The following is a 21,851-nucleotide window of genomic DNA, read 5'->3' on the forward strand; positions in this document are numbered from 1 at the left end:
ATACTGCGTGAGTCATTCGCAGGCTCACCTAACTATTCTCCCCCTTTATCGCGTATAGAATAAAACCACGCCTGAAGCTATCCACACTGATTAATCACTTCCTCCCAGATGCATGATGTTAGGCTTGCAGTACTTTCCTTTACGTACTATTCAGCATAACATCTATAACAATAATACAGCACATCCAAGGTAAATGAAGGGATACACTGTTTACTCTTTGTTTTATACACTTGCTGTTTAAGGTAAGTAACACCATTATGATGTTTAGAAGCCCGAAGGGAGTATTTCATTTGATCTTTCTGATTTACGCAGGTAGAACATGAAGTACCTACTACCAAGCAACAAAACGGCAGATGCAGTATTTTGTTTCTTTTCCTTTGGCAGACACATATGGCCCCTTTTCACCTCAACAGTCTTAGCACCTTCTATTATCTTGATAGCGGTTTGAAGACAAAGTTATCCCTTCTTTTTCAGAAAATATTTCAGATAAAGTAGAAGGCAAAACAAGTGCCTCATCCTTAGCCGCTTTCATTTCACAAGCTATAAGTTACCAATGCTGTTGCATGTAAAATCATATCGGCGACAGCTACAAAACTTTCTTTATGGTGAATTGATATAAATGTGGAGAAGCGGCAAACACTGCCCCTCCACATTTATATCCAATTAATTCAATTTAACACCCCATGTTATATAGGCATTTTAGTTTGAGCTTACTGGCTGGCACCAAGAACTATCCGTTCACAAAACAGGTCTTAATCAGGAGTTGCTCTTAGCTTCTTTTACTTAGATTTCTCCAGCCAGACACGCTCTACTTCAAAGCCATAAACCTTACTACCTTCAGAAGAGGAACCCTCCTCTCCTATGGTTACCTCCAGCTTTTCAACTTCCTTTAGATCCAGGTCTTCCAGTTTGCCAGCTTTAAAACTGAACGGGTGGAACCCTGGGTACGGCCTTGGCAATAGTATAAAAGAAGAAGGCGAGAAACTGCTTATCGGCACTTCAATATCCTGTAGCTCACCGTTAAGTGTAAGAGTGGCTGTATAAGCTGAGGCATCATCAGTGATCAGTGTCACCTTTGCCTGCTCCTGACTTGAACTGATGGCGCGGGCGCGGATAACCAGCTTGTCGAACTGAGGCAATTCTGAATGGCGCCCTATTAGCTTGTCGCCAACGTAAGACTGCCATCCTACTACCCCTTCTTCAGGTAGCTCCTCTGTTGCTAGGCGCAAGATTAGTTGACCTGCATTCTCGCCGGTTATGTACTGGCGCTCGTTGCTTCGCCACAAATTAGGGTAAACAAATATGTTCTGATCTTTGGTAGCGTTGAAAAGCTCTACACCACCATTTTCTGAAGCCACAAAGGTCTGCCAGGTTTCATTCTGGGTGTAATCCCAGGCCCATGGATTTCCCTTATGCCCACCAGGGAATGAAACAAAGTCATTTTGTGTCTTTTCCACTACAATTTTATACTTGATCAAACCCGGTGTCAGGAGATCAGCAGGTAGCTCGGCCTGGTAAACATACGGGCGCACTTGTTGCATCTGGACAGTCTTCCAAACACCTGATAGGTTGTTTGCAACCAGGCTCACCTTGGCCGCAGCGTCTACTCCCACAATGGTCGCCTCTACATTGTAAGGCTTTCCTGCAGTTACCTCTGCTAAGGGGTTATGCAACAGATCCACCTGCGTATAGTTTGGCTTTGGCGCCACAAACTCCTGCAGCTTTATAGAGCCCAAGGCAGTTGTTTTAACATTCTTTGCGTTTTGCCCGCTCTTGGAGAGCAGGTAAACTCCTGGCTGCACCTGGAAACTTCCTTTTGAAGCACTGGCAGTATACGTGTTTCCGTTATTCAGGCCTTGTACACTAAACGCCGCCCCCAGATCCGGCAGGTTGATTTCCATCGGGTGCTCCTGCCACTGAATGCGTGTCACCACCTTGTTTGGCGAGGCTTTGGCAAAAGGATCACGCACATGTATAGCATCAGGCATTACCTCCAGGCGCCATACTCCATTTTCCAGTTTATCTATAAAATAAGCTCCGGTGCCGCTGTACTTCACTACAGCAGAGTTACCTACACCAGCCAATTTGGTAAGCTTAGAGAGGTTAGCTGGCTTGGTGCTTGTGGTATTGGAGTAGTAAAACTTGTCCTGAGAGTTCATTTCACTTAACCCTTGCTGGTGGCTTAGCCTGAATACGTCAAAAACTGTATCAGCCGGAAAGGTGCCATAGCTTTTCAGCAATGGTACCCGATGAAACACCTCCGACGCAATCATAAGGCTAACGGCTTTAGATGGTGTGTAAGCAAGGTTCAGGTAATGGGTCTGGTACTCTGTGTTGCCATAAGCTGTAGCCAGCGGGTCGTAGGCAAACTGAGTAGCCCACTGAAAGCCTGCACCTCTAAAGCTTCTGGCCATTGCTGGGTACATGTAAGGCTCCAGTATGTCACCGGCATCAAACTCATACACCATGCGTGCTTTGCCAGCGAACTGTGGTATTGTGTCGAACGGAATTCTATACTTGTCTACGTGAGGCAGGTAATTGCCCTGCAGGGTGCGGTTAGCCACCAGGCCAGTAGGGTACCACTGAAAGCTTACCCCATCAATGTTTGCCTTCGCAACAGCATCAGCATAAGTAGGAGACTCGCTGATGTTATAGAAGATCGGCTTTGTCCAGCCTGTACCGCGTACGGCTTTTACCATACGGTTCACATACTCAGTAGCCCGGGCTTTTGGCCCGCTGTGCTTTGGCTCATTGTTGATCTCTGCCGCAATAATATCAGGGTCATCCTGATAAGTCGTCTTGGTGTAAGGGTTAACGTGCTGGAAGAACTGCTGCAGGTATCGCTCCTGAGCTAAAAATGCTTTCTCTTCCGTTACCGCCTGCTGCTTGTTATAGATGCTTGAGAACCCGGCAGTCTTCACGTCCGGCTCCGGGTAACCAGATCCCCAGTAGGCGATTGGCGTAACCAGTATTTTGATGTTTCTTTCCTTAAGCTTCGCTACCAAGTAGTCAAACAGCCTGAGGTGCTCGTTCTCCAGCAGGTTTCCTACTGAATCCGAGATCTCAGTATCCCATACGTGCACCCTGAAGGCATCTATACCCATTCGGGCAAAATGGTACACGTCCTGATCTATTGCTTTCTCTAGGTCTGCCCCCAAGGCTTTATGAGAGCGGTAACCATAGGCAAAAGGCACAGTGTAGTTTACGCCAAAGAAGTTAGCTTCTTTGTTACCTTTCTGCCAGCGCATGACACCCTTTTTATCTATATATACACCGCTATATACACCGCTTTTACCTTGCGCAAGCAGCGTGGTGTTTGCCAGGCACAGCAAGGCACCTAGCAGCATTAGCTTTTGGGTAAATCTTGTAATATGCTTCATCATTGATCTTTCTTATAAGCCATTATTGCTATGGGCGCGCAAAGCTGCTACAAAACATTCTTAAATTGAAATAAAACCGCAATGTTTCTGATCTACTCTCACCTTGGACTACTTCTCCATCTTTACCAGTTTCTCCACATAACGCTGATCTCCAGCAACTACCTGCAAGTAGTATAAGCCGTTGGCCATCCCTTGTAAAGGCAACTGGTGCTGCAAAACTTCCTGCGCTTTGGTTAAAGAAATGCGTTTTACAGTGCGACCGGTTATATCCAGCACATGTAGCTGCACAATACCGCGGTAGGTACTCTCAACCTTCACTGTTACGGCAGCTGGAGCTGGATTTGGATAAACCTTAACAGTATTTCCGTTGCTTAAGACATCCTCTGCCGAGAGAACCACGTGCGACCAGGGCAGCAGGTTAGGTACAGGCTCTTCCAGCTTTTGAGAAGTGTATAACCTGAACTCGCCTGGCTGTAACACAATTACCGCGTGTGGATTGGTGACATGAAGTTCTCTACCTGTAAAGTAGTCGTACCAGGTACCTGCGCCCGGGAAGTTGGCATTTTGGCTTTGCTGCTGCACATCAAAGTTGCCAATCAGGAATACCTGCATTTGCTCTCCTGTCAGGGTGATGCGCTTTACAATATTATCCAGATCAAGATTAAAACTCTCTGTGCCAAACACTGGCTGCGAAGTCTTGAGCTTGATCAGCTCTGCATACACCTGGTACAACTTTGCGCGCTCCGGATCGTTTTGGTAGCTCCAAAGTATAGGTTTATTCCCTGTGCGGCCATTCTCTTCAATTGAGATATCATAGCCAAGCTCTCCAAACTGCCAGATCATTTTAGGGCCAGGTATAGCCAGTGCAAAGGCAGCCGCCAGCTTAGCCCGGTTCAGGGCTGTTACTTCATTTCTGGTACTGTAGCTTCCGGATGAACGGCCATTCTGCATTAGATCATACACAAACCGCTCTTCGTCGTGGCTCTCAAGGTACCCTACAACATGCGGCTGCTCCCACTCGCGCGCTGTATAGGCCATCCACTCTGGGTTTGCGTTCTGCCCTTTGCCCAATTGCCTGAAATCGTAATTAGCGTTACCCCAGAACAACATGCCATAGTTTGCCAACTCTTTTTCTTCACGGTTGTCGGCAAAATGCTCCAGAATCACATAGGCCGTTTCATCTGTACTTCTGATTTCGTCATAGATACGTTTCCAGGTTGCTACCCGGTCAGCATCGTAGGCACTCCAGGCATTCACATCGTTACCTGTAGTGTTTTGGGTAAAGCCTTTCGAAAGGTCAAAGCGAAAACCATCTACCTTATATTCTTCCAGCCAATACGAAGAAACTCGCTGCACAAGGGCTTTGGTAGCAGGGCTGTCGTGGTTAAAATCGAAGAACACATTAAATGGATGTGTCGCTTCCTGGTTAAAGTATGGGCTGTTAGCCGAAGGCTTGTCCCCGTCCCAGTAAAGCTTTACATACGGGAATTCATAGTCCGCCTGGTTCAGCACCACATCCAGAATAACGGCTATACCATTCTGGTGACAAGCATCGATAAATGCTTTCAGGTCCTCTTCTGTGCCGTAGGCTTTATCAGGTGCAAAGTAGAAAATAGGGTTATAGCCCCACGACTCAGTGCCAGAAAACTCCATTACTGGCATAAGCTGTATAGCATTAATGCCCAAGCGCTTGAAGTAGCTTAGCGTGTCGGTTAAGGTTTTATAGTTGCGCGTCTCCACAAAGTCCCGAATCAGCAGCTCATAAATGACCAGCTGGTCCACGTCAGGGCGCTCAAAGTCGGTAACTTTCCAGGTATAGGCGGGCTGTTCCGTTTGTAGTATAGACACGATACCGCTGGCTCCCTGTGGGTAAGGCTTTAGGTTAGGGTAATTCGCATCTGTAAGGTATTGGTCGTTGTTGGGATCCAGGATTTTCTCAGTGTATGGGTCCGCCACCGCTATCTCACCATCTACATAGTATTGGTAAGCTACCTCCTGGCCCGCAGGTAAACCTGCCAAACGTAACCAGTAGCGCTCGCCATCCGGAGTACGGTTCATCAGGTAGCCCTGCGACAGTTGCCAACCGTTAAACTCACCAATCACATACACATGTTCTTTGTGCGGAGCGTACAGCACCAGTACTACTTCGTCTTCATCTACATAGTTGATACCATCTTGCATTCCTGCAGGAAGCGCAGCCACCCTTGGCTCAGGCTCAACAAAATATTCGAATGCATCAGTAGCTACCTCATCTCCGCTTGTAGCCTCAATCATTACTTCGTGCCGCGACCCGCGCACCTGGCTCGCAGTTAAAGTATAACTCAGACTCTGTCCGTTAGCCACACTTTTTAGCTCCACACCATCCTGCAGCAGACGTAATGCCGCAGCCTCTGAAGAAGCTGTCTCTATCTGTATCTGGCTACCAGCCTCAGCAAAAAAGAAGTTCTGCTCTGGCCGCTGGAATACCACCGTCAACTCATCCTCATAAATCCCTATAACGATGTCTTCGGTTTGAGCTGTACCGTTTCCGTTTTTGAGCAGCAGCCCTAATTTGCGGATAGGCATACCTGCAGGAACACCAAAGTACTCTCGTGGAACCAGTGTTATCTGCCATTTATCATTCCCTAGCGAAGTCATTCTTCCAGGCTCAAAAGGAGCGCTCCAACTAGTCTGACCAGTAGGTTGATATTCAAAAGCCTGGCCCTCTTCTGTTGTACCAGCACCTGCCCACAGGTATACATCACTGGTTTTACCCAGTAATCCCTTGGCTCGGCTGTCTTTTGCCTTAGTCAGGTCAAAAATTAGGGTTACCTCCTCATCGGCTGTGGGAAAAGCAGGATTTGTTGTAACTATCTGCGCCTGCACCTGCAAGGCAAACAAAAACAACAGAGACACCAGAAGGCGCGATAGGGTAAAAAGCTTCATAAGCAGATTAATTTTTGGTATAAGCAGTTAAGTGTTCCAGTAATCTACCAGGATTAGATAAGAAACAGGAAAGCTGAGAACAAAGGTACATCTAAAATAAGTAAGCTATCACTTAAAATACTGCAGTTAATCAGTAGCAGCTATGTCCATTGCTGCCTACAAGTATGGATCATAAGCTATTCTGCTAGTAATCAACACAGTTGCAGCAACAGGTATAATTCACGGATTAAGTATTCCAAATCTTCTGTATATTGCCTTACATTAGGCAACATTTGCACTTTACGTGTTGCCCTAGGTAAAGAATAAACCGGATTCTTCTTGATGCCGGACTAATCTAAACTCATAAAGTAGCCACCTTGCAACCTCCTGTTCTAGATAACATGATGCAAAACCACTCGCGCGAGTTTTATCGTGCCATTATAGGGAACAGCATGGACCTTATAGCAGTGATGGACGAGGAGGGCAACTACTCTTTTATAGGAGATTCGGTTACAGCAATACTAGGTTATGAGCCGAAAGAGCTTTTGGGTGTAAACGCTTTTTCTCTGATACACCCAAAAGATCTACCGGCTGTGCAGGCAATGTTGGAAAACCTCCAGCCCCTGAAGCCAACTGTTTTTCCACTGCTCCGCTTCAAGACCAAGGACGGAGGGTGGCGCTGGCTGGAAAGTACCTTATGTGATATGCTGCAAAACGAGCATGTGCAGGGCATCCTGGTTACGTCCCATGATGTGACAGAGGCAACTGAGCTAGCATATCAAAATGATTTCCATCAGGCTTACTACAGGTCCCTGTTCTTTGAGCACCCAGACACAGTATTTACCCTGAACCTTCATGGTGAGTTTCAGCAGGTAAACAAGCACGGACAAACATTAACTGGTTATACAGAAAGCGAGTTTTTAAGGACCTCCTATACTACCCTTGTTCACCCGGACTTCCTCGAAATCACTGAAAAAGCCATGCAGAAAGTATGGGCAGGTGAAGCTCATACCATTGAAGTATGCATTATTACACAGCAAGGAGGCCTGAAGAACATCAGTGTGTCGATAATGCCGATTTACTTCAGGGGTAAGTTACAGGGAGCACAGGGCATAGCTAAGGATGTAACTGAAACTGTAAAAGCGCAGCAACTGATTCAAGAGCAGGCACAGCAGCTAAACAACATCCTCGAAAGTATAACCGAGCCCTTTTACGCCCTCGATAGCTCCTGGCGATTTACTTTTGTAAGCTCAGCATATGCCTCCTATATGGGGCTGGACCAGACCGCTATTGTTGGCCAAGTAATATGGGAAGTATTACCCGGGCTTGTGACTACAAAATTTTATAAAGTATGCCATGAGGTAGCTGAGCAGAAAATATCAGCACACTTCGAGACAATTTATGAGGCTCCGGAGCCTCGCACGCTACAGGTAAGTGTGTACCCTTCTACAGCGGGTATTGCTGTGCACTTTATTGATATTACAGAAAGAAAAAACCTGCAGAGCAAACTGGAAAAGCTTTCGCTGGTAGCCAGCAAAACTGTGAACGGTATCGTGATCATGGATGCCGATAGCAGGATTGAGTGGGTGAACGATGGCTTCTGCCGCCTTACCGGCTATAGTCGCGATGAAGTATTAGGACTCAAACCTAGTGATATTTTGCAGGGCCCCGACACAGACCCGAAAGTGTCTAAACGCATTCTCGAAAAGTATAAGACCCTGGAGCCTTTCTCAGAGGAGGTTCTAAACTACCGTAAATCAGGAGAAAAACTTTGGTTCTATATTGATGTAACTCCAATTTTTGACCAGGAGGGCAAGCTGGTAAATTATATCGCTATAGAAACTGACATCACAGAGAAAAAAGAGGCAGAAGCAAAGCTCGTAAAATTGGCTGACGACCTGTACAAGCATAACCTCGACCTGCAGCAGTTCACTTACATCATCTCGCATAACCTGCGGGCGCCAGTGGCCAATGCTTTGGGACTGACTCAGCTGATGAACAAGCTACCCAAAGACTCTGCTACTTACCATACAGCACTACAAAAGTTACAGGGCTCTATTCAGCAACTCGATACGGTGGTAAAGGATATAAACCATATCCTCTCCCTCCGCGACTCAGGTCGGGTATCTACACGCGAACAAGTTTCCCTGGCGCAAGTTTGCCAAGATGTACTGGACCACCTGGGAGAGGAAATACAACATATCGGAGCAAATATCAAGATAGATATTGCCCCAGAACACTGCCTGCTTTCTATCAGGGCGTACCTGTACAGCATCCTCTACAACTTAGTAACCAACAGTCTGAAGTACAGGTCTGAAAAGCGCCAGCTAACCTTAACTATCGCCACAGAACGTGACAAGCGAGGCTATGTACTTACTGTGCGCGATAACGGCTTAGGTATGGAGATGCACCTGGTGCAGAACCATTTGTTTCAGCTGTACAAGCGCTTCCACCCGAACATTTATGGTAAGGGCATCGGGCTTTTTCTAGTAAAAACACAGGTACAAGCCCTAAGCGGTAAAATTGAAGTTGAGAGTGCCCCTGAAGCGGGTACTACATTTAAGGTATATTTAGGAGCAAAACATGTATAAGAAAGTTTACATAGTAGACGATGACGAGGTAAGCATCTTTTTGACAGAGGCTATCTTGGAGGCTGAAAGCTTTGCCACCGAGTTCAAGGGTTTCCTGGACCCCAAAAAGGCATTGTACAACCTGCTAGAGAATGCGAAGAACAGCAATACCTCCGCTTTACCAGAGGTAATCTTCCTGGATCTGAACATGCCTTTCATAAGCGGCTGGGACTTCTTAGAGGCTTTGGCTCCTTACGAGCATGCCTTGAAAGGCCGGTGCCGCATTTATATACTGACCTCTTCGGTAGATGAGCATGAACGCCAGCGCGCTGCTGCTTCTGGCCTTGTGGCAGGCTTCTTACAGAAGCCCCTGCAGGACGGTTGCCTGACACAATTAAAAAGAAACTAGAAAAGTTAAGTACAGCTGGAGTATACCTACACAAGCTTAAACCCAATGCATCACAATTCACCTCCAACTAGAAGCAGTGCCAGCATTGCATCACTGCGTCTTGAGCGTCTTAACCGTCTCTTGTTTAACCATTACCCTGATGCCATCTATACCATCAACACGGATGGTACATTTCATACAGTAAACGATACAGTATGCCAGGTACTGCAGAAAGAGCGGGAGGAGTTGGTTGGGCAAAACTACCAGCTAGCTGTTCACCCGGAGTACTGGGAGCACTCTTTCTCCTATTTTAAGGCTGCTCATGAAGGCTTGCCACAGCGTTACCAAACAGTAGTACGCAGCAGCAGCGGCGAATCTGTTTTCCTTGATGTAACCAATTTTCCACTGAAGGTAAACGGAGAAATGGTAGGTGTTTTTGGTATTGCCAGAGACATTACAGAGCAAAAGCACCGCGAACAGGCGCTACTGCGCACCACACAAGAGCTGAAGCGCCAGAACGAAGAACTGGAGCTGTTTCGAAAGATAATCGCACACGATTTCCGCAGCCCTATAGCCCGTTTGTTGGGCCTTAGCAAATTGCTACAGAAAGATAACCTGCCTGAAAAGACGCAAGAGACAGCCCTTTCAGCACTCCTGCAATCTGCCCAGCAGCTCGATGGGATGGTGCAGGACCTGAACCAGATGCTATCGCTGCACCACCAGGGCGACGAGCCAAGGGAACAGTGCGACGCAGTAGAGCTTGTACAGTTAGCGATGAATAGCCTGCAAGCAGACATCAGCAGCGCTGGCGGAAGTATAACACTTGATGCACCAGACACCCTGCAGGTGTTCACTGTTAAAGCCTTTATGGCAAGTATCGTCCAGAACCTTCTATCAAACGCTATAAAATACCGTTCACCTGACAGGGCACTACAGGTAAATATTCAAGTGGCACAACAGGGCAAAGAGGTGGTATTTACATTCACTGATAATGGCAAGGGTATGGATCTGGACCAGGTAGGATCTTCTTTGTTTAGAATGTACAAACGCTTTCATCACGAAGTGGACGGAAAGGGTCTTGGCTTATACTTAGTGAAAGAGCAGGTTAGATTGTTGGAAGGGCGTATTGAAGTAGAAAGCACTCCGGAACAGGGAACTACCTTCACTGTTACCTTACCTGTATAGTCTTGGTATAAAGCATAATACACCTGTTTATCCTCTCTCTATAGCAGCTATTATTACACTTTTCTTGGCTGCTAACTTTTCTAGCTTTCCCATTGCAGATTTGGCATAACTTTTCGCACATAAATTTAGCTTCACCGTAGATATAGGTTCCTAATGAAGCTGCTTTGTTACAACACACAATAACTCTGACAACAGGTAATGGTATAGCAATTGACTGTCTTTGAATCCGCTGATTATGATTTGTTTCTGCAAGCGCAGGAGCTTCAGGAGAGCTTACTTCAACCTAAAAGCAGGTGCATGTTTAAGAATGTCTATATTATCGACGATGACGAGGTAAGCGTTTTCCTGACAGAGGCGATGCTGATGACGGAGAATTTTGCGCATAACTATGAGACATTCCTTAACCCGCAAGATGCGCTACAGCACTTGCTCCAAGCACTAGGGCAAGGTAAAGAGGACAAAACTCCTGACATCATCTTCCTGGATTTAAACATGCCTTTTATGAGCGGCTGGGACTTTCTTAACGCACTGGCTCCATATGAAGCACAACTTCAGGAGTGCTGCTCTTTGTACTTGCTTTCCTCCTCCATGGATGTGCAGGAAGTTCAACGTGCAAGGAAGTATCCGCTTCTGTCAGGCTTTCTACAAAAACCGCTGGAGGAGGCAACAATTCGTGACCTGCTCAAGCAGACCTCCTGACCAAATGTTTCTTATTATGTTACCTGGGGAATGTGTGGTAAGATCCTTTAACTTTTAGCCTTGCTATTTGTAGTTACAATAGAAGTATAAAAGTATAGCATGATACTCATTTATTTGAACATCATGCTATTACTCGCGGACATACACCAAGAGAAAAACTATGAAGCTAAGCCGAGCAAACCAAGCTAACATCTGCAACACCTGCGGCACCCGCTTTAGCACAGCCAAAACTAACCAGGAGCTTTGTTGTATATGTTCCGATGATCGCCAGTTTGTGCCACCACAGGGGCAACAGTGGATAACATACGAACAACTGGCCAAAGAGCGAAATATCCTGTTCTCACAGCTGCAGCCGCAGCTTTACGACCTGCGCATTACCCCAGCCTTCGCCATAGGGCAGAAGGCACACCTGGTACTATCACCGGGCGGAAATATCCTATGGGACTGCCTACCCCTACTCGATGCCCAGACACATGCCTACATCCAAAGCTTGGGAGGACTTAAAGCAATCGCTATCTCACACCCACACTTCTACAGTCTGATGGCAGAATGGGCCGAAGCTTTTGATTGCCCTATCTACCTCCATGAAAATGACCGGGAATGGCTAAAAGACAGCAGCCCCCACATCGAGACTTTTAGCCCTGAGCGAAAAGAGCTTTGGGATGATATAAGCATAGTACATGTGGGAGGGCATTTTCCTGGAAGCACAGTGCTGCACCTGCCCCACCATGGCCACGCAGGCACCCTGCTAACCGGCGACAGCATTTTAGTGGTACAAGACAAGAACCGCGTCACGTTTATGTACAGCTACCCTAACATGATACCGCTACCGAAACGGGATATTGAACAGATATGGGAGCGTGTAAAAGTTTTGAAATTTGATACGCTACATGCTGCTTTCAAAGGATCTGGCATAGAAAAAGGGGCTAAAGAGGTAGTAGAGAAGTCGGCTAAACGCTACCTCGAAATATTTACCCCCTGAAATTATTAGCTGCTTTGCCATACTGTATACCTTTGCTGCGCTGAAGAACTACAGAAAAGTAACTTTAGGTGCTGCCACAGGTATAGTTGAAAATGCCCAAAACCCTTGATATTTTTGCCCGCTTTGGGCTTACTCTACAGATTGTTAAAACAGCACTAGCTGCTGCCATCTCGTGGTCTGTGGCCACTACATTTCTGGGCGCTGAGTTCCCATACTTTGCACCGCTGGCTTCTATACTTACTGTGCAGGTTACTGTGGCCGACTCAGTGGAGAAAGCAACGCAGCGCATCATCGGCATCATTGGAGGTGTGGCTGTCAGCCTGCTCATTGGCCACTGGTTCAGTATCAGCAGCTTATCTATTTTCCTTGTGATCATTATCGGGATGGGCATCTCGAAGGCGCTGCGCATGAACCCACAGATCATTTCGCAGGTGGCTGTAAGCTCTTTTTTGGTACTGGCTTTTGGATTTCAGGAAGATGGCTATGCCCTGGAACGGGTAGTGGAGACGCTGATGGGCTCGGTAGTAGCCGTACTCATAAACGCACTGATCATTCCGCAAAATGCTATTCCGGAGGTAGAGCAAAGTATAATTGCATTAGGTGAGCAGAGTACCAAAACGCTACAGTTTCTGGCAACGCAGCTAAAGCAGACAGAGAAAGGACAGCTGGTAGGTCGTCAGGAAACTGATGCACTGATTGCGGCAACCGAGAAGAGTGTGAAAGCACTACAGCTCGCCGAACAAAGCCTCAGATATAACCCATTTCTTACCCACAAGCGCACACGCCTCAGCCGTTTGTCTATTGGCGTGAAGCGACTGGAGCACATTACCACCCAAATTCGGGGCATTCGTCGTGGCATAGCAGATTTAAACTCGGGACACATTTTTGAGACAGACCTGCAGGATACACAAGCGCTGCAGGAAGCCATGGAGGCCACCGCTGCCTGTATCACCTTGTTTAGCCGAACGATGGTAGAGCCACCGGAACTTTACCGCCCTGCCCTGCTGGCCAGCATCCAAGAGGCCATGCAGTTGCAGAACCAGTGCCTGGATGCGCTGCGCAGCATCAAGTCTAACCGTACTCTGCGCGACATAGGCAGTATACTTACTGACCTCAACCGTATCCTGGCCGAAGCAGCCCGTTAGAGAAATAAGGAAAAAGTATCGTAGCCGTCAGAGCTACCGTTAAAGTATACTTCTGCTGTTCCGCCGGCACAACAAAGTATGGCGGCAGTTGTTGTAAGGCTAACAAAACGAGTTGATACTATGTCTATACTTTTTTCCCCACTAACTATCCGCAGCCTCACGCTCAGAAACCGTATTGCAGTGTCGCCTATGTGCATGTACAGCAGCAAAGACGGTTTTGCTACCGACTGGCACCTTGTGCACCTGGGTAGTCGTGCAATTGGCGGTGCCGGCCTTATCATTTCAGAGGCGACTGCTGTGGTTCCTGAAGGGCGCATCACACCTCACGATCTAGGTATCTGGAAGGATGAGCATATCGAAGGGCTGCAGCGCATTACCAAATTCATCAGTGAGAACGGTTCTGTTCCTGGTATACAATTGGCGCATGCTGGCCGTAAAGCCAGTCATAACCGTCCCTGGGATGGTGCCACACCTATCTTCCCTGAGGAGGAGAGCGGCTGGCAAACAGTAGCACCTAGTGCCGTACCTTTTGCAGAAGGTGGACCTGTACCGCACGAGCTAAGCGAGCAGGAAATTGCAGGCGTAATAGATGCCTTCGAGGCAGCTGCGAAACGATCCTTCCAAGCAGGTTTTAAAGTAGCCGAGATACATGCTGCCCATGGCTACCTGCTGCATGAGTTTTACTCCCCGCTCAGCAACAAACGCACCGACAAGTATGGCGGATCTTTCGAGAACCGCATACGACTGCTGCTGGAAGTAACTGAGCGTGTGCGCAAGGTGTGGCCAGAGGAGCTTCCGCTGATCGTGCGCATCTCCGCTACCGACTGGACCGAAGGAGGCTGGACTGGCGAAGACTCTGTGGCCCTGGCCCTGGAGCTGAAGAAGCGAGGCGTTGACCTGATTGACTGCTCCACTGGCGGAAATGTACCACGTGCTTCCATCCCTGTTGGCCCAGGGTACCAGGTGCCGTTTGCTGCCCAGGTACGACAGCAGGTTAACATTTTAACCGGAGCCGTAGGTATTATAACCGATGCCAGGCAGGCAGAGAAAATTCTCCAAAACAATCAAGCTGATATCGTGCTTTTGGCAAGAGAACTGCTCCGTGACCCGTACTTCCCAATGCATGCAGCCCTTGAACTGGGCGATGAGCATGTGTGGCCGCCACAATATGAGCGTGCAAAACCGCGCCATTAAACCAACGTCCGGCATCTGCAGCCGTAATGTAGACGAAACAATTAACTTTAATATGAGCGAGAACATAATTCATGACGAGGAAGACCTGCGCTTTTACATGCAAATAGATGGAGATGAGGCTGAGCTAACCTATACATACCCCGAAACCGAAGTAATGGACTTTGACCATACTTATGTGCCGGAGGATAGCCGCGGGCAAGGCGTAGCCGATAAACTCGTAAAGCAGGGGTTGGAGTATGCCAAGTCAAACAACTATAAGATAATTGCCTCCTGCCCGGTTGTAGAGGCCTACCTAAAGCGCCACCCTGAGTACCAGGAGATGGTATACCCGGTATAGGTCTTCATGCATAAAATTTAACTGCTGCTGTTGCCAAGCCAGGCAAAACAGCTATCTTAGCCACTACATCCTGCTTATGATTTATTTCTATAGGCAGGATGTTTTTTTTATCTGACTCATCTTAAATTCTTGTACATGAACACACGCAGTATCTTCAGCATGCTGGCCCTTGGCGGTGCACTTTGGCTGGGTGCCACTACAGCACAGGCACAGGAGTTTACCCGCCAAGATACCCTGCGCGGCAGCATTACACCAGAGCGCGCTTGGTGGGACCTTACCTTTTATCATCTGAATATAGCTGTAAACCCACAAGACAGCAGCGTGCAGGGCAGCAATACCATTCGCTACAAAGTACTGGAGCCACAAAAGCGCATGCAGGTAGATTTGCAGCCACCAATGCGCATTAGCCGCGTAACCCAGAATGGCAAAGAGTTACAAGTACAGCAGGATGGGAATGTGTGGTACGTACAGCTACAGGAGCAGCAAAAAGCAGGTGAGGAAAAAGAGATAAAGGTTTATTATGGAGGCAAGCCCCAGGTAAGTGAAAACCCACCATGGAGCGGCGGCATGACCTGGCAATATGATGCCAACGGGAAGCCTTTTGTAGCCAACTCCAACCAAGGGGATGGTGCCAGCCTTTGGTGGCCTTGTAAAGACCATATGTACGACGAGCCAGACAGCATGCGCATTAGCGTGCGTGCCCCAAAAGGCCTGATGGATGTTAGCAATGGTAGGCTGAAGGGCGTTCAGGAACATGCCGATGGTAGCAAGACCTATAGCTGGTATGTAGCGAATCCGATAAACAATTATGGTGTGAACGTGAGTATCGGGGACTACGCCCATTTTTCAGATACTTACCAGGGGGAGAAAGGTAAACTAGACCTCAACTTTTACCCGCTGAGCTATAACCTGGAGAAGGCCAAGAAGCAGTTTACGCAAACGCACCAGATGCTGCAAGCCTTCGAGCACTGGTTCGGCCCTTACCCTTTCTATGAGGACGGCTTTAAGCTGGTAGAGGTACCTTACCTTGGCATGGAGCATCAGAGCTCTGTCACTTACGGCAACGGCTACCAAAACGGCTACCTTGGCCGCGACCTGAGTGGCACAGGCTGGGGTCTGAAGTTCGACTTCATCATCATCCATGAGGCTGGCCACGAATGGTTTGCCAACAACATCACATACAAGGATATTGCTGACATGTGGATTCATGAGAGTTTCACAAACTACTCAGAGTCCCTGTTTCTGGATTACCACTACGGCACCAAGGCTGCCAATGAGTACGTGATTGGGCTTCGAAACATCATTCAAAACGACAAACCTATCATCGGAAAGTATGATGTAAACCACTCCGGGTCAGGCGATATGTATCCGAAGGGAGCCAACATGCTGCACAACTTTCGCCAGATCGTGAACAACGATGAAAAATGGCGCAGCATTTTGCGTGGCCTAAACAAAGACTTCTACCACCAGACTGTCACAACCAAGCAGATCGAGAATTACCTGAGCCAGCACATAGGCCGCGACCTGACACCCGTGTTTGATCAGTACCTACGTGACGTGCGCATTCCGAGGCTAGAGTATAAGCAGGATGGTAAGAAGCTGCAGTACCGCTGGGCAAACAGCGTTGACACCTTCAACATGCCAGTAAAAGTGTACATCAACGGGAAAGAGCAGTGGTTAGAGCCTACTACCCAATGGCAGGAGCTCAAAGACGTAAAGAAAAACGCAAAACTGACTGTGGACCCTAACTTTTATGTAACGGAGCAAAAGGTATCCGCTGCTTAGCCAGTATTTCCGGGTCTGATAGTTATACTTGCAGGTAGCTCTGCAATTGCACATATTTATAATTCGCGATTTTACGACAACATGGCCATGTACCGGACTTTTATACTTGCAGCACTTATACTTTTCTGCTTCACTAGAATAGCTTTTGCTCAGGATGCTTACATTTTACTTAAACCTGACAGGCTGTTTGACGGCAAGCAGATGCGTGAAAGCTGGCAGGTGCTTGTAAAGAACGATAAAATAGAGGCCGTTGGCCCACGGTTGCAGGCACCAGCCAATGCCGTAGTCCGGGATTTGAAAGGCACCACTTTATTGCCGGGTCTGATTGAAGGGCACAGCCACCTGTTGCTGCACCCTTATAACGAGACACCCTGGAATAACCAGGTACTGCGTGAGTCGAGGGCAGAACGAATAGCAAGAGCTACCCTGCATGCCCAGCAAACATTACTGGCTGGTTTCACCACCGTACGCGACCTGGGCTCAGAGGGAGCCGGCTATGATGATGTAGGGTTAAAACAGGCCATAGAAAAAGGTGCCGTACCAGGGCCACGTATGTTAGTTGCCACCAAGGCACTGGTAGCAACAGGAAGCTACGGCCCCAAAGAGCTCAGTTACGACATTGCCGCGCCGATTGGTGCCGCAGAGGCCGACGGTATCGAAGGTGTTACCCGCGAAGTACGCGACCAGATCGGGCATGGTGCCGACATCATCAAAGTATACGCTGATTACCGCTGGGGCTTAAATGGGGAGGCAGCCCCAACTTTCACACTTGCTGAACTGAAGCAAATGGTGGAGGTTGCCAGCAGCAGCGGCAGGCCTGTAGTAGCGCATGCCTCTACTCCAGAGGGAATGCATCGCGCCATACTTGCTGGTGTTTCCACTATAGAACATGGTGATGGGGCCACACCAGAAATTTATCGCCTTATGAAAAAGCATAAGGTGGCCCTCTGCCCTACTCTGGCCGCCGGCGATGCCATCAGCCAGTACCGCGGTTGGCGCAAAGGCCAAGCCCCTGAGCCAGCACGTATCGGGCAAAAGCGGCAGAGTTTTAAGGCTGCCCTGGATGCAGGGGTAACTATTTGTATGGGTGGTGATGTTGGCGTATTTACGCACGGTGATAACGCCCGTGAAATGGAAATGATGGTAGAGTATGGCATGAAGCCTCTGCAGGTGCTACAGTCTGCCACTTCCGTAAATGCTGACGTTTTTGGTTTGGCAGGTAAGGTAGGGCGCATCAAGCCTGGCTTACTGGCAGACATCATAGCTGTTTCCGGAGATCCGGTTCAGAACATCAGCCAGGTGCGAGAGGTAAGGCTTGTGATGAAAGGTGGCAAAGTGTATAAGGACTAAATCTGCTTCGGCAAAGGCTCCTGCCCCTCCCCGTCCCGGTAAAACCTTATGGTGGGGTAAGCAAACCGGATATCTGGTGAAGCGAGAAATTTTGTCAGCACGTCCTCCCAAATCAGGTGCTCGCTCTGGCGGCGGCGCAACAGGCTACATACATAGCGCATGGTTAGCTCAATGCCATTTTCGCGCACACGCGTAAACAAGTGAGGCTCCAGGTCTTCATAAAATATAAGATGTTGCTGCGACTGCCTCCTGATTTGCTCACGGGCAGCCTCGGTTAGTTGCTCTGCGTGCTCATGCATCACCTCCCAAAGTATACCCTTGGCCTTTTGCCAGTTGCTTTCGAAGGTTACAAGCACAGATACCTCTTGCCAGATAAACGGGAAACCATAGTTGTAATTTGCCTGTGGTTCAGTAAAAACCTTCAGGTTAGGAATATTTACTACCCGGCCTGTAGCCTGGTCAGCATTCACCCACCCCTGCACCTCGTTCAGGGTAAACTGAAACAGCCTTATATCAATCACATCCCCTATGTGCTGCCCGATCTGTATGCGGTCACCAATATGGAAAGGGCGTTTCCAGATAATAAACACCCAACCTGCCATATTAAGTACGGGCTCACGAAGCGCCAAGACCAGACCTGCTGACAGCAGTCCCAGAAAAGTAGCTATAGAACGAAAGCCGTCGAACCAGATGTACGACAGCAAGAGCATTCCTACAACGGTGACCGTGTAGTTAGAAGCTTTGCGCCACTGATACTTTTTCCGAAGATCAGTCTGTTTATTTATAAAAAGGTACTGCAGAAACAGCCTTAATAGCCACAATACGCCTACTAAGGCCAGTGAGAACAAGAGCCTTTCATAGAACTCAGGGCTTAACCCTGTCTGTGTAGCCAACCAATTTATAACACGATGCATGACCTGTAGCTTTGCACCTGCTTACGCATAATAGGTTGTGCAGTGTTCTGTCTTCCTCAGGCCAAGTGTTAAAAACTGCACCTGCACGAACTGTTGGTTCGAGGCGCAAATTGTCCAATAATGCCAGTCTGGCTAAATATGCTGCTGGCACTTGAGACGCCCCTTTCGGTATAGTACAGCTATCATTCAGCCTAAAAATCATTACAACAAATGAGCATTAGGCCTTGTTGTTTAAACACAGTAATAGTACAAAGCAGGAGCATTTTTATTGTATATTAATATTCCTAAATTTGAGCAGATCGGGTATGGCAGCGGCAGTCTTAAGTGGCTTTCAGATTATAAGCAGCACTGTGCTTTCTATACTTCTGTGCTTATACTAAGCGCCTGTATTAGCTATCACTTTGATCTACGGCATATAATGGTTCAGAAGCAGAAGCTTTCACAACCAGATACAAATGAGCTGGATATAAACTCGGTTCGCATGGAAGAGCTGGAAGTATGGAATAGGTTTAGGGAAGGAAGTGAGGCTGATTTTACCCTCATATACAGGCGTTATGCTCCTGTAATGCTTCGCTATGGCCACCGCATTGCCCCAGACCGCGACCTGGTGAAAGACTGCATCCAGCAGGTCTTCTTCCAGATCTGGAAAAGCCGTGAAAACCTCTCGAATCCTCCCAGTGTCAAAAACTACCTTCTGAAGGCCTTTCGCTGCGAACTTGGCAAAAAGGCGTCTTTCAAAAGTAAGCACGAACCAATCAGCAACGATAACCAGGTAGGTACAGAGAGCTCGCACGAGGTGATGCTCATTAATTCCCAGTCCCTGGAGCTTAACCGGCAGAAGCTTCATCAGCTATTGACAAAATTACCTGAGCGGCAGCGTGAGGTGCTCTTCCTGAAATATTATACTGGCCTGCAGTACGAGGAGATAGCCGACATCATGGGCATCGACCAGAAATCTGTGTACAAGCTTACCTACAAGGCTATAGACAAGCTTCACCAACTCTTTCATGCTAAGCCTGAGGAAGAAACCTCTTCTATCGGAAAACGAGTAAGAGATTTAGCCTATAATTTAAGCCCGGCAAAAGATGATTCCTCACACACCTTATCTCCGCTGCCTGGGAAGAACTCTATTGCGCTCAACCTTGGGGAAGTATAATTTATCTCCCGCCATTCGCTGGTTTTAGCATAGTTTTTTCGGATAAAATTGAGGCTTTCTGGTCTTTTGAATCCCCAATTTAACTGTACCTTTGCTTATACGGGTAGAGAGTAAGTCCCCACATTCTTCCTTTTCGGTTGTACTTTATGCCACAACCGAAAGGATACCTGATTGGGTAGCTGCATCTCTGTACTTGGTAGCTGACAAGCTAAGGCAGCATAGCTCTTGGTAAAGAAAAGGAACAGAGAATGTACTTTTCACTGGCAGGAGCAAGTTAAACTGATAAACCTTAGCCTTAACTCAAAGCCTGCTCACTACAGGAAAACTTAAGCAAACCTAACAACTAAACTCAATACTTAAATCAAACGATTATGGCCGGTGCTACTCATACGGACGTTAATACAGCCACTAAAGGGCCGAATAACGCCGTTACTCAAAACTACAAAGGGCCGCTGATAACGGTTACCATGCTCTTCTTTATGTGGGGCTTTATTACGTGTTTAAATGATATCCTGATCCCGAAGCTGCAGCAGGTATTCACGCTGGACTTGTTCCAGGCTATGCTGATACAGACGGCATTCTTTGGAGCTTACTTTATTATCTCCCTGCTTTACTTCCTGTTGTCGATCAGTAAAGGCGACCCAATCCGCAAGATCGGCTACAAAAACGGTATCATAATTGGGTTAGTGGTTGCCGCCTTAGGTTGTGTGCTGTTTTACCCGGCTGCCAGCCTGCACAGCTATGGCTTCTTTCTAGGGGCTTTATTCGTTTTGGCTTCTGGTATTACGGTTCTGCAAATTGCCGCCAATCCCTATGTGGCTATACTTGGTCCGCCCGAAGGAGCTGCCAGCCGCCTGAACATGACACAGGCCCTAAACTCACTTGGAACCACTGTAGCTCCTATTATTGGAGGTTACCTGATTTTTGGTGCTGTAAGTGCCACAGATACTGGAGCAGACTCTGTAAAAATGCCCTACCTTGGCTTAGCCGCCGCACTGTTGGCCATAGCTTTTCTTATCAAGATAGCTAACTTGCCAAGCATTCAAAGCGAGGATGAAATCAAACCAGATGCTGGCGCGCTGCGCTACCGCCACCTGGTACTTGGCATCATCTGTATTTTCGCCTATGTAGGAGGCGAGGTAGCGATAGGTAGTGCGCTCATTAACTTCTTCAGGCTTCCGGAGATTGCTGGTCTGGAAGAAGCAGAGGCTGGTCACTTTCTGGCCTTCTATTGGGGTGGAGCCATGGTTGGCCGCTTCTTTGGCGCTGTAGCATTATCTGGCATGACAAACGCCAACCGTAAATACATGATTATTGCTGGCATTGCAGCAGTGGTATTTGTCCTGTTGTACTTCGCCTATGGCATGAACGAAGCACTGATCGGCCTTGGCCTAATTGCCCTTAACTTTGCTGTTTTGATGCTGGGTCGCTTTATTCCAAGCAGAACACTGGGTGTTTTCGCAGCCACTGTAGTGGTGCTGTTGCTAATAACCAGCTTTGCTACTGGTGCGGTAGCCATGTGGTCAGCCATTGCTATTGGCCTGTTTAACTCTATCATGTTCCCAACCATCTTTACCCTGGCTATCAAAGGACTTGGTGTACATACCAGCCAAGGTTCTTCGCTACTGGTAATGGCTATTGTTGGCGGTGCCATTATACCACCACTGCAAGGCTATGTGGCAGATGTCACAGGTAACCTGCAGCTTTCGTTCCTGGTGCCACTGGTGTGCTACCTCTACATTATGTACTATGGATTTGCCGGATCCAAAGTTAGAGACGAGGCAGTATAATCGATACTTGCCTATACTTTCAAAGGCCAGTCTGTACATGCAGACTGGCCTTTTTGTTATGACACAGTTTTA

The 21,851-nt window shown here is 47.8% G+C and carries 15 protein-coding genes; 12 read left to right on the forward strand and 3 right to left on the reverse strand.

Annotation, left to right across the window (positions count from 1 at the left end):
* Positions 1-779: 779 nt before the first annotated feature.
* Both PKOR_RS21415 and PKOR_RS21420 read right to left on the reverse strand, forming a co-directional pair.
* Complete coding sequence (locus tag PKOR_RS21415; RefSeq protein ID WP_235336927.1) at positions 780-3,383, reverse strand: cellulase family glycosylhydrolase; 2,604 nt, start codon at positions 3,381-3,383, stop codon at positions 780-782.
* 105 nt (positions 3,384-3,488) lie between these two features.
* Entirely contained in the window at positions 3,489-6,305 is a 2,817-nt protein-coding gene (locus tag PKOR_RS21420; RefSeq protein WP_084694877.1) for a DUF4961 domain-containing protein, read from the reverse strand.
* 380 nt (positions 6,306-6,685) lie between these two features.
* Here PKOR_RS21420 and PKOR_RS21425 point away from each other — a divergent pair, with 380 nt between their 5' ends.
* The 10 genes from PKOR_RS21425 (at position 6,686) to PKOR_RS21470 (ending at position 17,919) form a co-directional block, all read left to right on the forward strand.
* Positions 6,686-8,875 carry a PAS domain-containing sensor histidine kinase gene (locus tag PKOR_RS21425; RefSeq protein ID WP_046313406.1) on the forward strand — a complete coding sequence of 730 codons (2,190 nt, stop codon included), beginning with the start codon at positions 6,686-6,688 and terminating at the stop codon, positions 8,873-8,875.
* On the forward strand, positions 8,868-9,263 hold the full coding sequence (locus PKOR_RS21430; protein ID WP_046313407.1) for a response regulator: 396 nt from the start codon (positions 8,868-8,870) through the stop codon (positions 9,261-9,263). Before PKOR_RS21425 ends, PKOR_RS21430 begins: the two co-directional genes overlap by 8 nt.
* A 45-nt stretch (positions 9,264-9,308) precedes the next feature.
* Complete coding sequence (locus PKOR_RS21435) at positions 9,309-10,427, forward strand: PAS domain-containing sensor histidine kinase (protein WP_071843177.1); 1,119 nt, start codon at positions 9,309-9,311, stop codon at positions 10,425-10,427.
* Positions 10,428-10,724: 297 nt separating this feature from the next.
* Positions 10,725-11,126, forward strand: a complete 402-nt coding sequence (locus PKOR_RS21440; protein ID WP_046313411.1) for a response regulator — start codon at positions 10,725-10,727, stop codon at positions 11,124-11,126.
* Between the two features lie 160 nt (positions 11,127-11,286).
* Positions 11,287-12,108, forward strand: a complete 822-nt coding sequence (locus PKOR_RS21445; RefSeq protein ID WP_046313413.1) for an MBL fold metallo-hydrolase — start codon at positions 11,287-11,289, stop codon at positions 12,106-12,108.
* A gap of 92 nt (positions 12,109-12,200) precedes the next feature.
* On the forward strand, positions 12,201-13,253 hold the full coding sequence (locus PKOR_RS23820) for an FUSC family protein (RefSeq protein ID WP_052739013.1): 1,053 nt from the start codon (positions 12,201-12,203) through the stop codon (positions 13,251-13,253).
* A 120-nt stretch (positions 13,254-13,373) separates the two neighbouring features.
* Entirely contained in the window at positions 13,374-14,447 is a 1,074-nt protein-coding gene (namA, locus tag PKOR_RS21455) for an NADPH dehydrogenase NamA (RefSeq protein ID WP_071843178.1), read from the forward strand.
* A complete protein-coding gene (locus PKOR_RS21460) occupies positions 14,422-14,784 on the forward strand; it encodes a GNAT family N-acetyltransferase (protein ID WP_235336931.1) in 363 nt (120 codons plus the stop codon). The genes namA and PKOR_RS21460 overlap by 26 nt, the downstream gene beginning before the upstream one ends.
* 135 nt (positions 14,785-14,919) lie before the next feature.
* Positions 14,920-16,569, forward strand: a complete 1,650-nt coding sequence (locus PKOR_RS21465; protein ID WP_052739014.1) for a M1 family metallopeptidase — start codon at positions 14,920-14,922, stop codon at positions 16,567-16,569.
* A gap of 87 nt (positions 16,570-16,656) precedes the next feature.
* On the forward strand, positions 16,657-17,919 hold the full coding sequence (locus tag PKOR_RS21470) for a metal-dependent hydrolase family protein (RefSeq protein ID WP_046314750.1): 1,263 nt from the start codon (positions 16,657-16,659) through the stop codon (positions 17,917-17,919).
* On the opposite strand, the gene PKOR_RS21475 is transcribed toward PKOR_RS21470, so the two are convergent.
* On the reverse strand, positions 17,916-18,833 hold the full coding sequence (locus tag PKOR_RS21475) for a mechanosensitive ion channel family protein (RefSeq protein WP_046313415.1): 918 nt from the start codon (positions 18,831-18,833) through the stop codon (positions 17,916-17,918). The genes PKOR_RS21470 and PKOR_RS21475 overlap by 4 nt on opposite strands.
* Positions 18,834-19,251: 418 nt before the next feature.
* On the opposite strand from PKOR_RS21475, the gene PKOR_RS21480 reads away from it, so the two are divergent.
* Positions 19,252-19,989 (forward strand): RNA polymerase sigma factor, encoded by a 738-nt coding sequence (locus tag PKOR_RS21480; RefSeq protein WP_148561769.1) that lies wholly within the window; start codon positions 19,252-19,254, stop codon positions 19,987-19,989.
* Between the two features lie 371 nt (positions 19,990-20,360).
* Positions 20,361-21,779 carry a sugar MFS transporter gene (locus PKOR_RS21485; protein WP_046313418.1) on the forward strand — a complete coding sequence of 473 codons (1,419 nt, stop codon included), beginning with the start codon at positions 20,361-20,363 and terminating at the stop codon, positions 21,777-21,779.
* Positions 21,780-21,851: the final 72 nt, after the last annotated feature.

Source organism: Pontibacter korlensis (genome assembly GCF_000973725.1).
Taxonomy (GTDB): Bacteria; Bacteroidota; Bacteroidia; order Cytophagales; family Hymenobacteraceae; genus Pontibacter; species Pontibacter korlensis.

Coding starts and splice junctions, on each gene's coding strand:
- PKOR_RS23820 (WP_052739013.1), top strand. CDS start 12,201: ATGCCCAAAACCCTTGATATTTTTGCCCGCTTTGGGCTTACTCTACAG.
- PKOR_RS21460 (WP_235336931.1), top strand. CDS start 14,422: ATGAGCGTGCAAAACCGCGCCATTAAACCAACGTCCGGCATCTGCAGC.
- PKOR_RS21465 (WP_052739014.1), top strand. CDS start 14,920: ATGAACACACGCAGTATCTTCAGCATGCTGGCCCTTGGCGGTGCACTT.
- PKOR_RS21415 (WP_235336927.1), bottom strand. CDS start 3,383: ATGATGAAGCATATTACAAGATTTACCCAAAAGCTAATGCTGCTAGGT.
- PKOR_RS21475 (WP_046313415.1), bottom strand. CDS start 18,833: ATGCATCGTGTTATAAATTGGTTGGCTACACAGACAGGGTTAAGCCCT.
- PKOR_RS21420 (WP_084694877.1), bottom strand. CDS start 6,305: ATGAAGCTTTTTACCCTATCGCGCCTTCTGGTGTCTCTGTTGTTTTTG.
- PKOR_RS21435 (WP_071843177.1), top strand. CDS start 9,309: ATGCATCACAATTCACCTCCAACTAGAAGCAGTGCCAGCATTGCATCA.
- PKOR_RS21470 (WP_046314750.1), top strand. CDS start 16,657: ATGTACCGGACTTTTATACTTGCAGCACTTATACTTTTCTGCTTCACT.
- PKOR_RS21485 (WP_046313418.1), top strand. CDS start 20,361: ATGGCCGGTGCTACTCATACGGACGTTAATACAGCCACTAAAGGGCCG.
- PKOR_RS21430 (WP_046313407.1), top strand. CDS start 8,868: ATGTATAAGAAAGTTTACATAGTAGACGATGACGAGGTAAGCATCTTT.
- PKOR_RS21425 (WP_046313406.1), top strand. CDS start 6,686: ATGATGCAAAACCACTCGCGCGAGTTTTATCGTGCCATTATAGGGAAC.
- PKOR_RS21480 (WP_148561769.1), top strand. CDS start 19,252: ATGGTTCAGAAGCAGAAGCTTTCACAACCAGATACAAATGAGCTGGAT.
- PKOR_RS21445 (WP_046313413.1), top strand. CDS start 11,287: ATGAAGCTAAGCCGAGCAAACCAAGCTAACATCTGCAACACCTGCGGC.
- PKOR_RS21440 (WP_046313411.1), top strand. CDS start 10,725: ATGTTTAAGAATGTCTATATTATCGACGATGACGAGGTAAGCGTTTTC.
- namA (WP_071843178.1), top strand. CDS start 13,374: ATGTCTATACTTTTTTCCCCACTAACTATCCGCAGCCTCACGCTCAGA.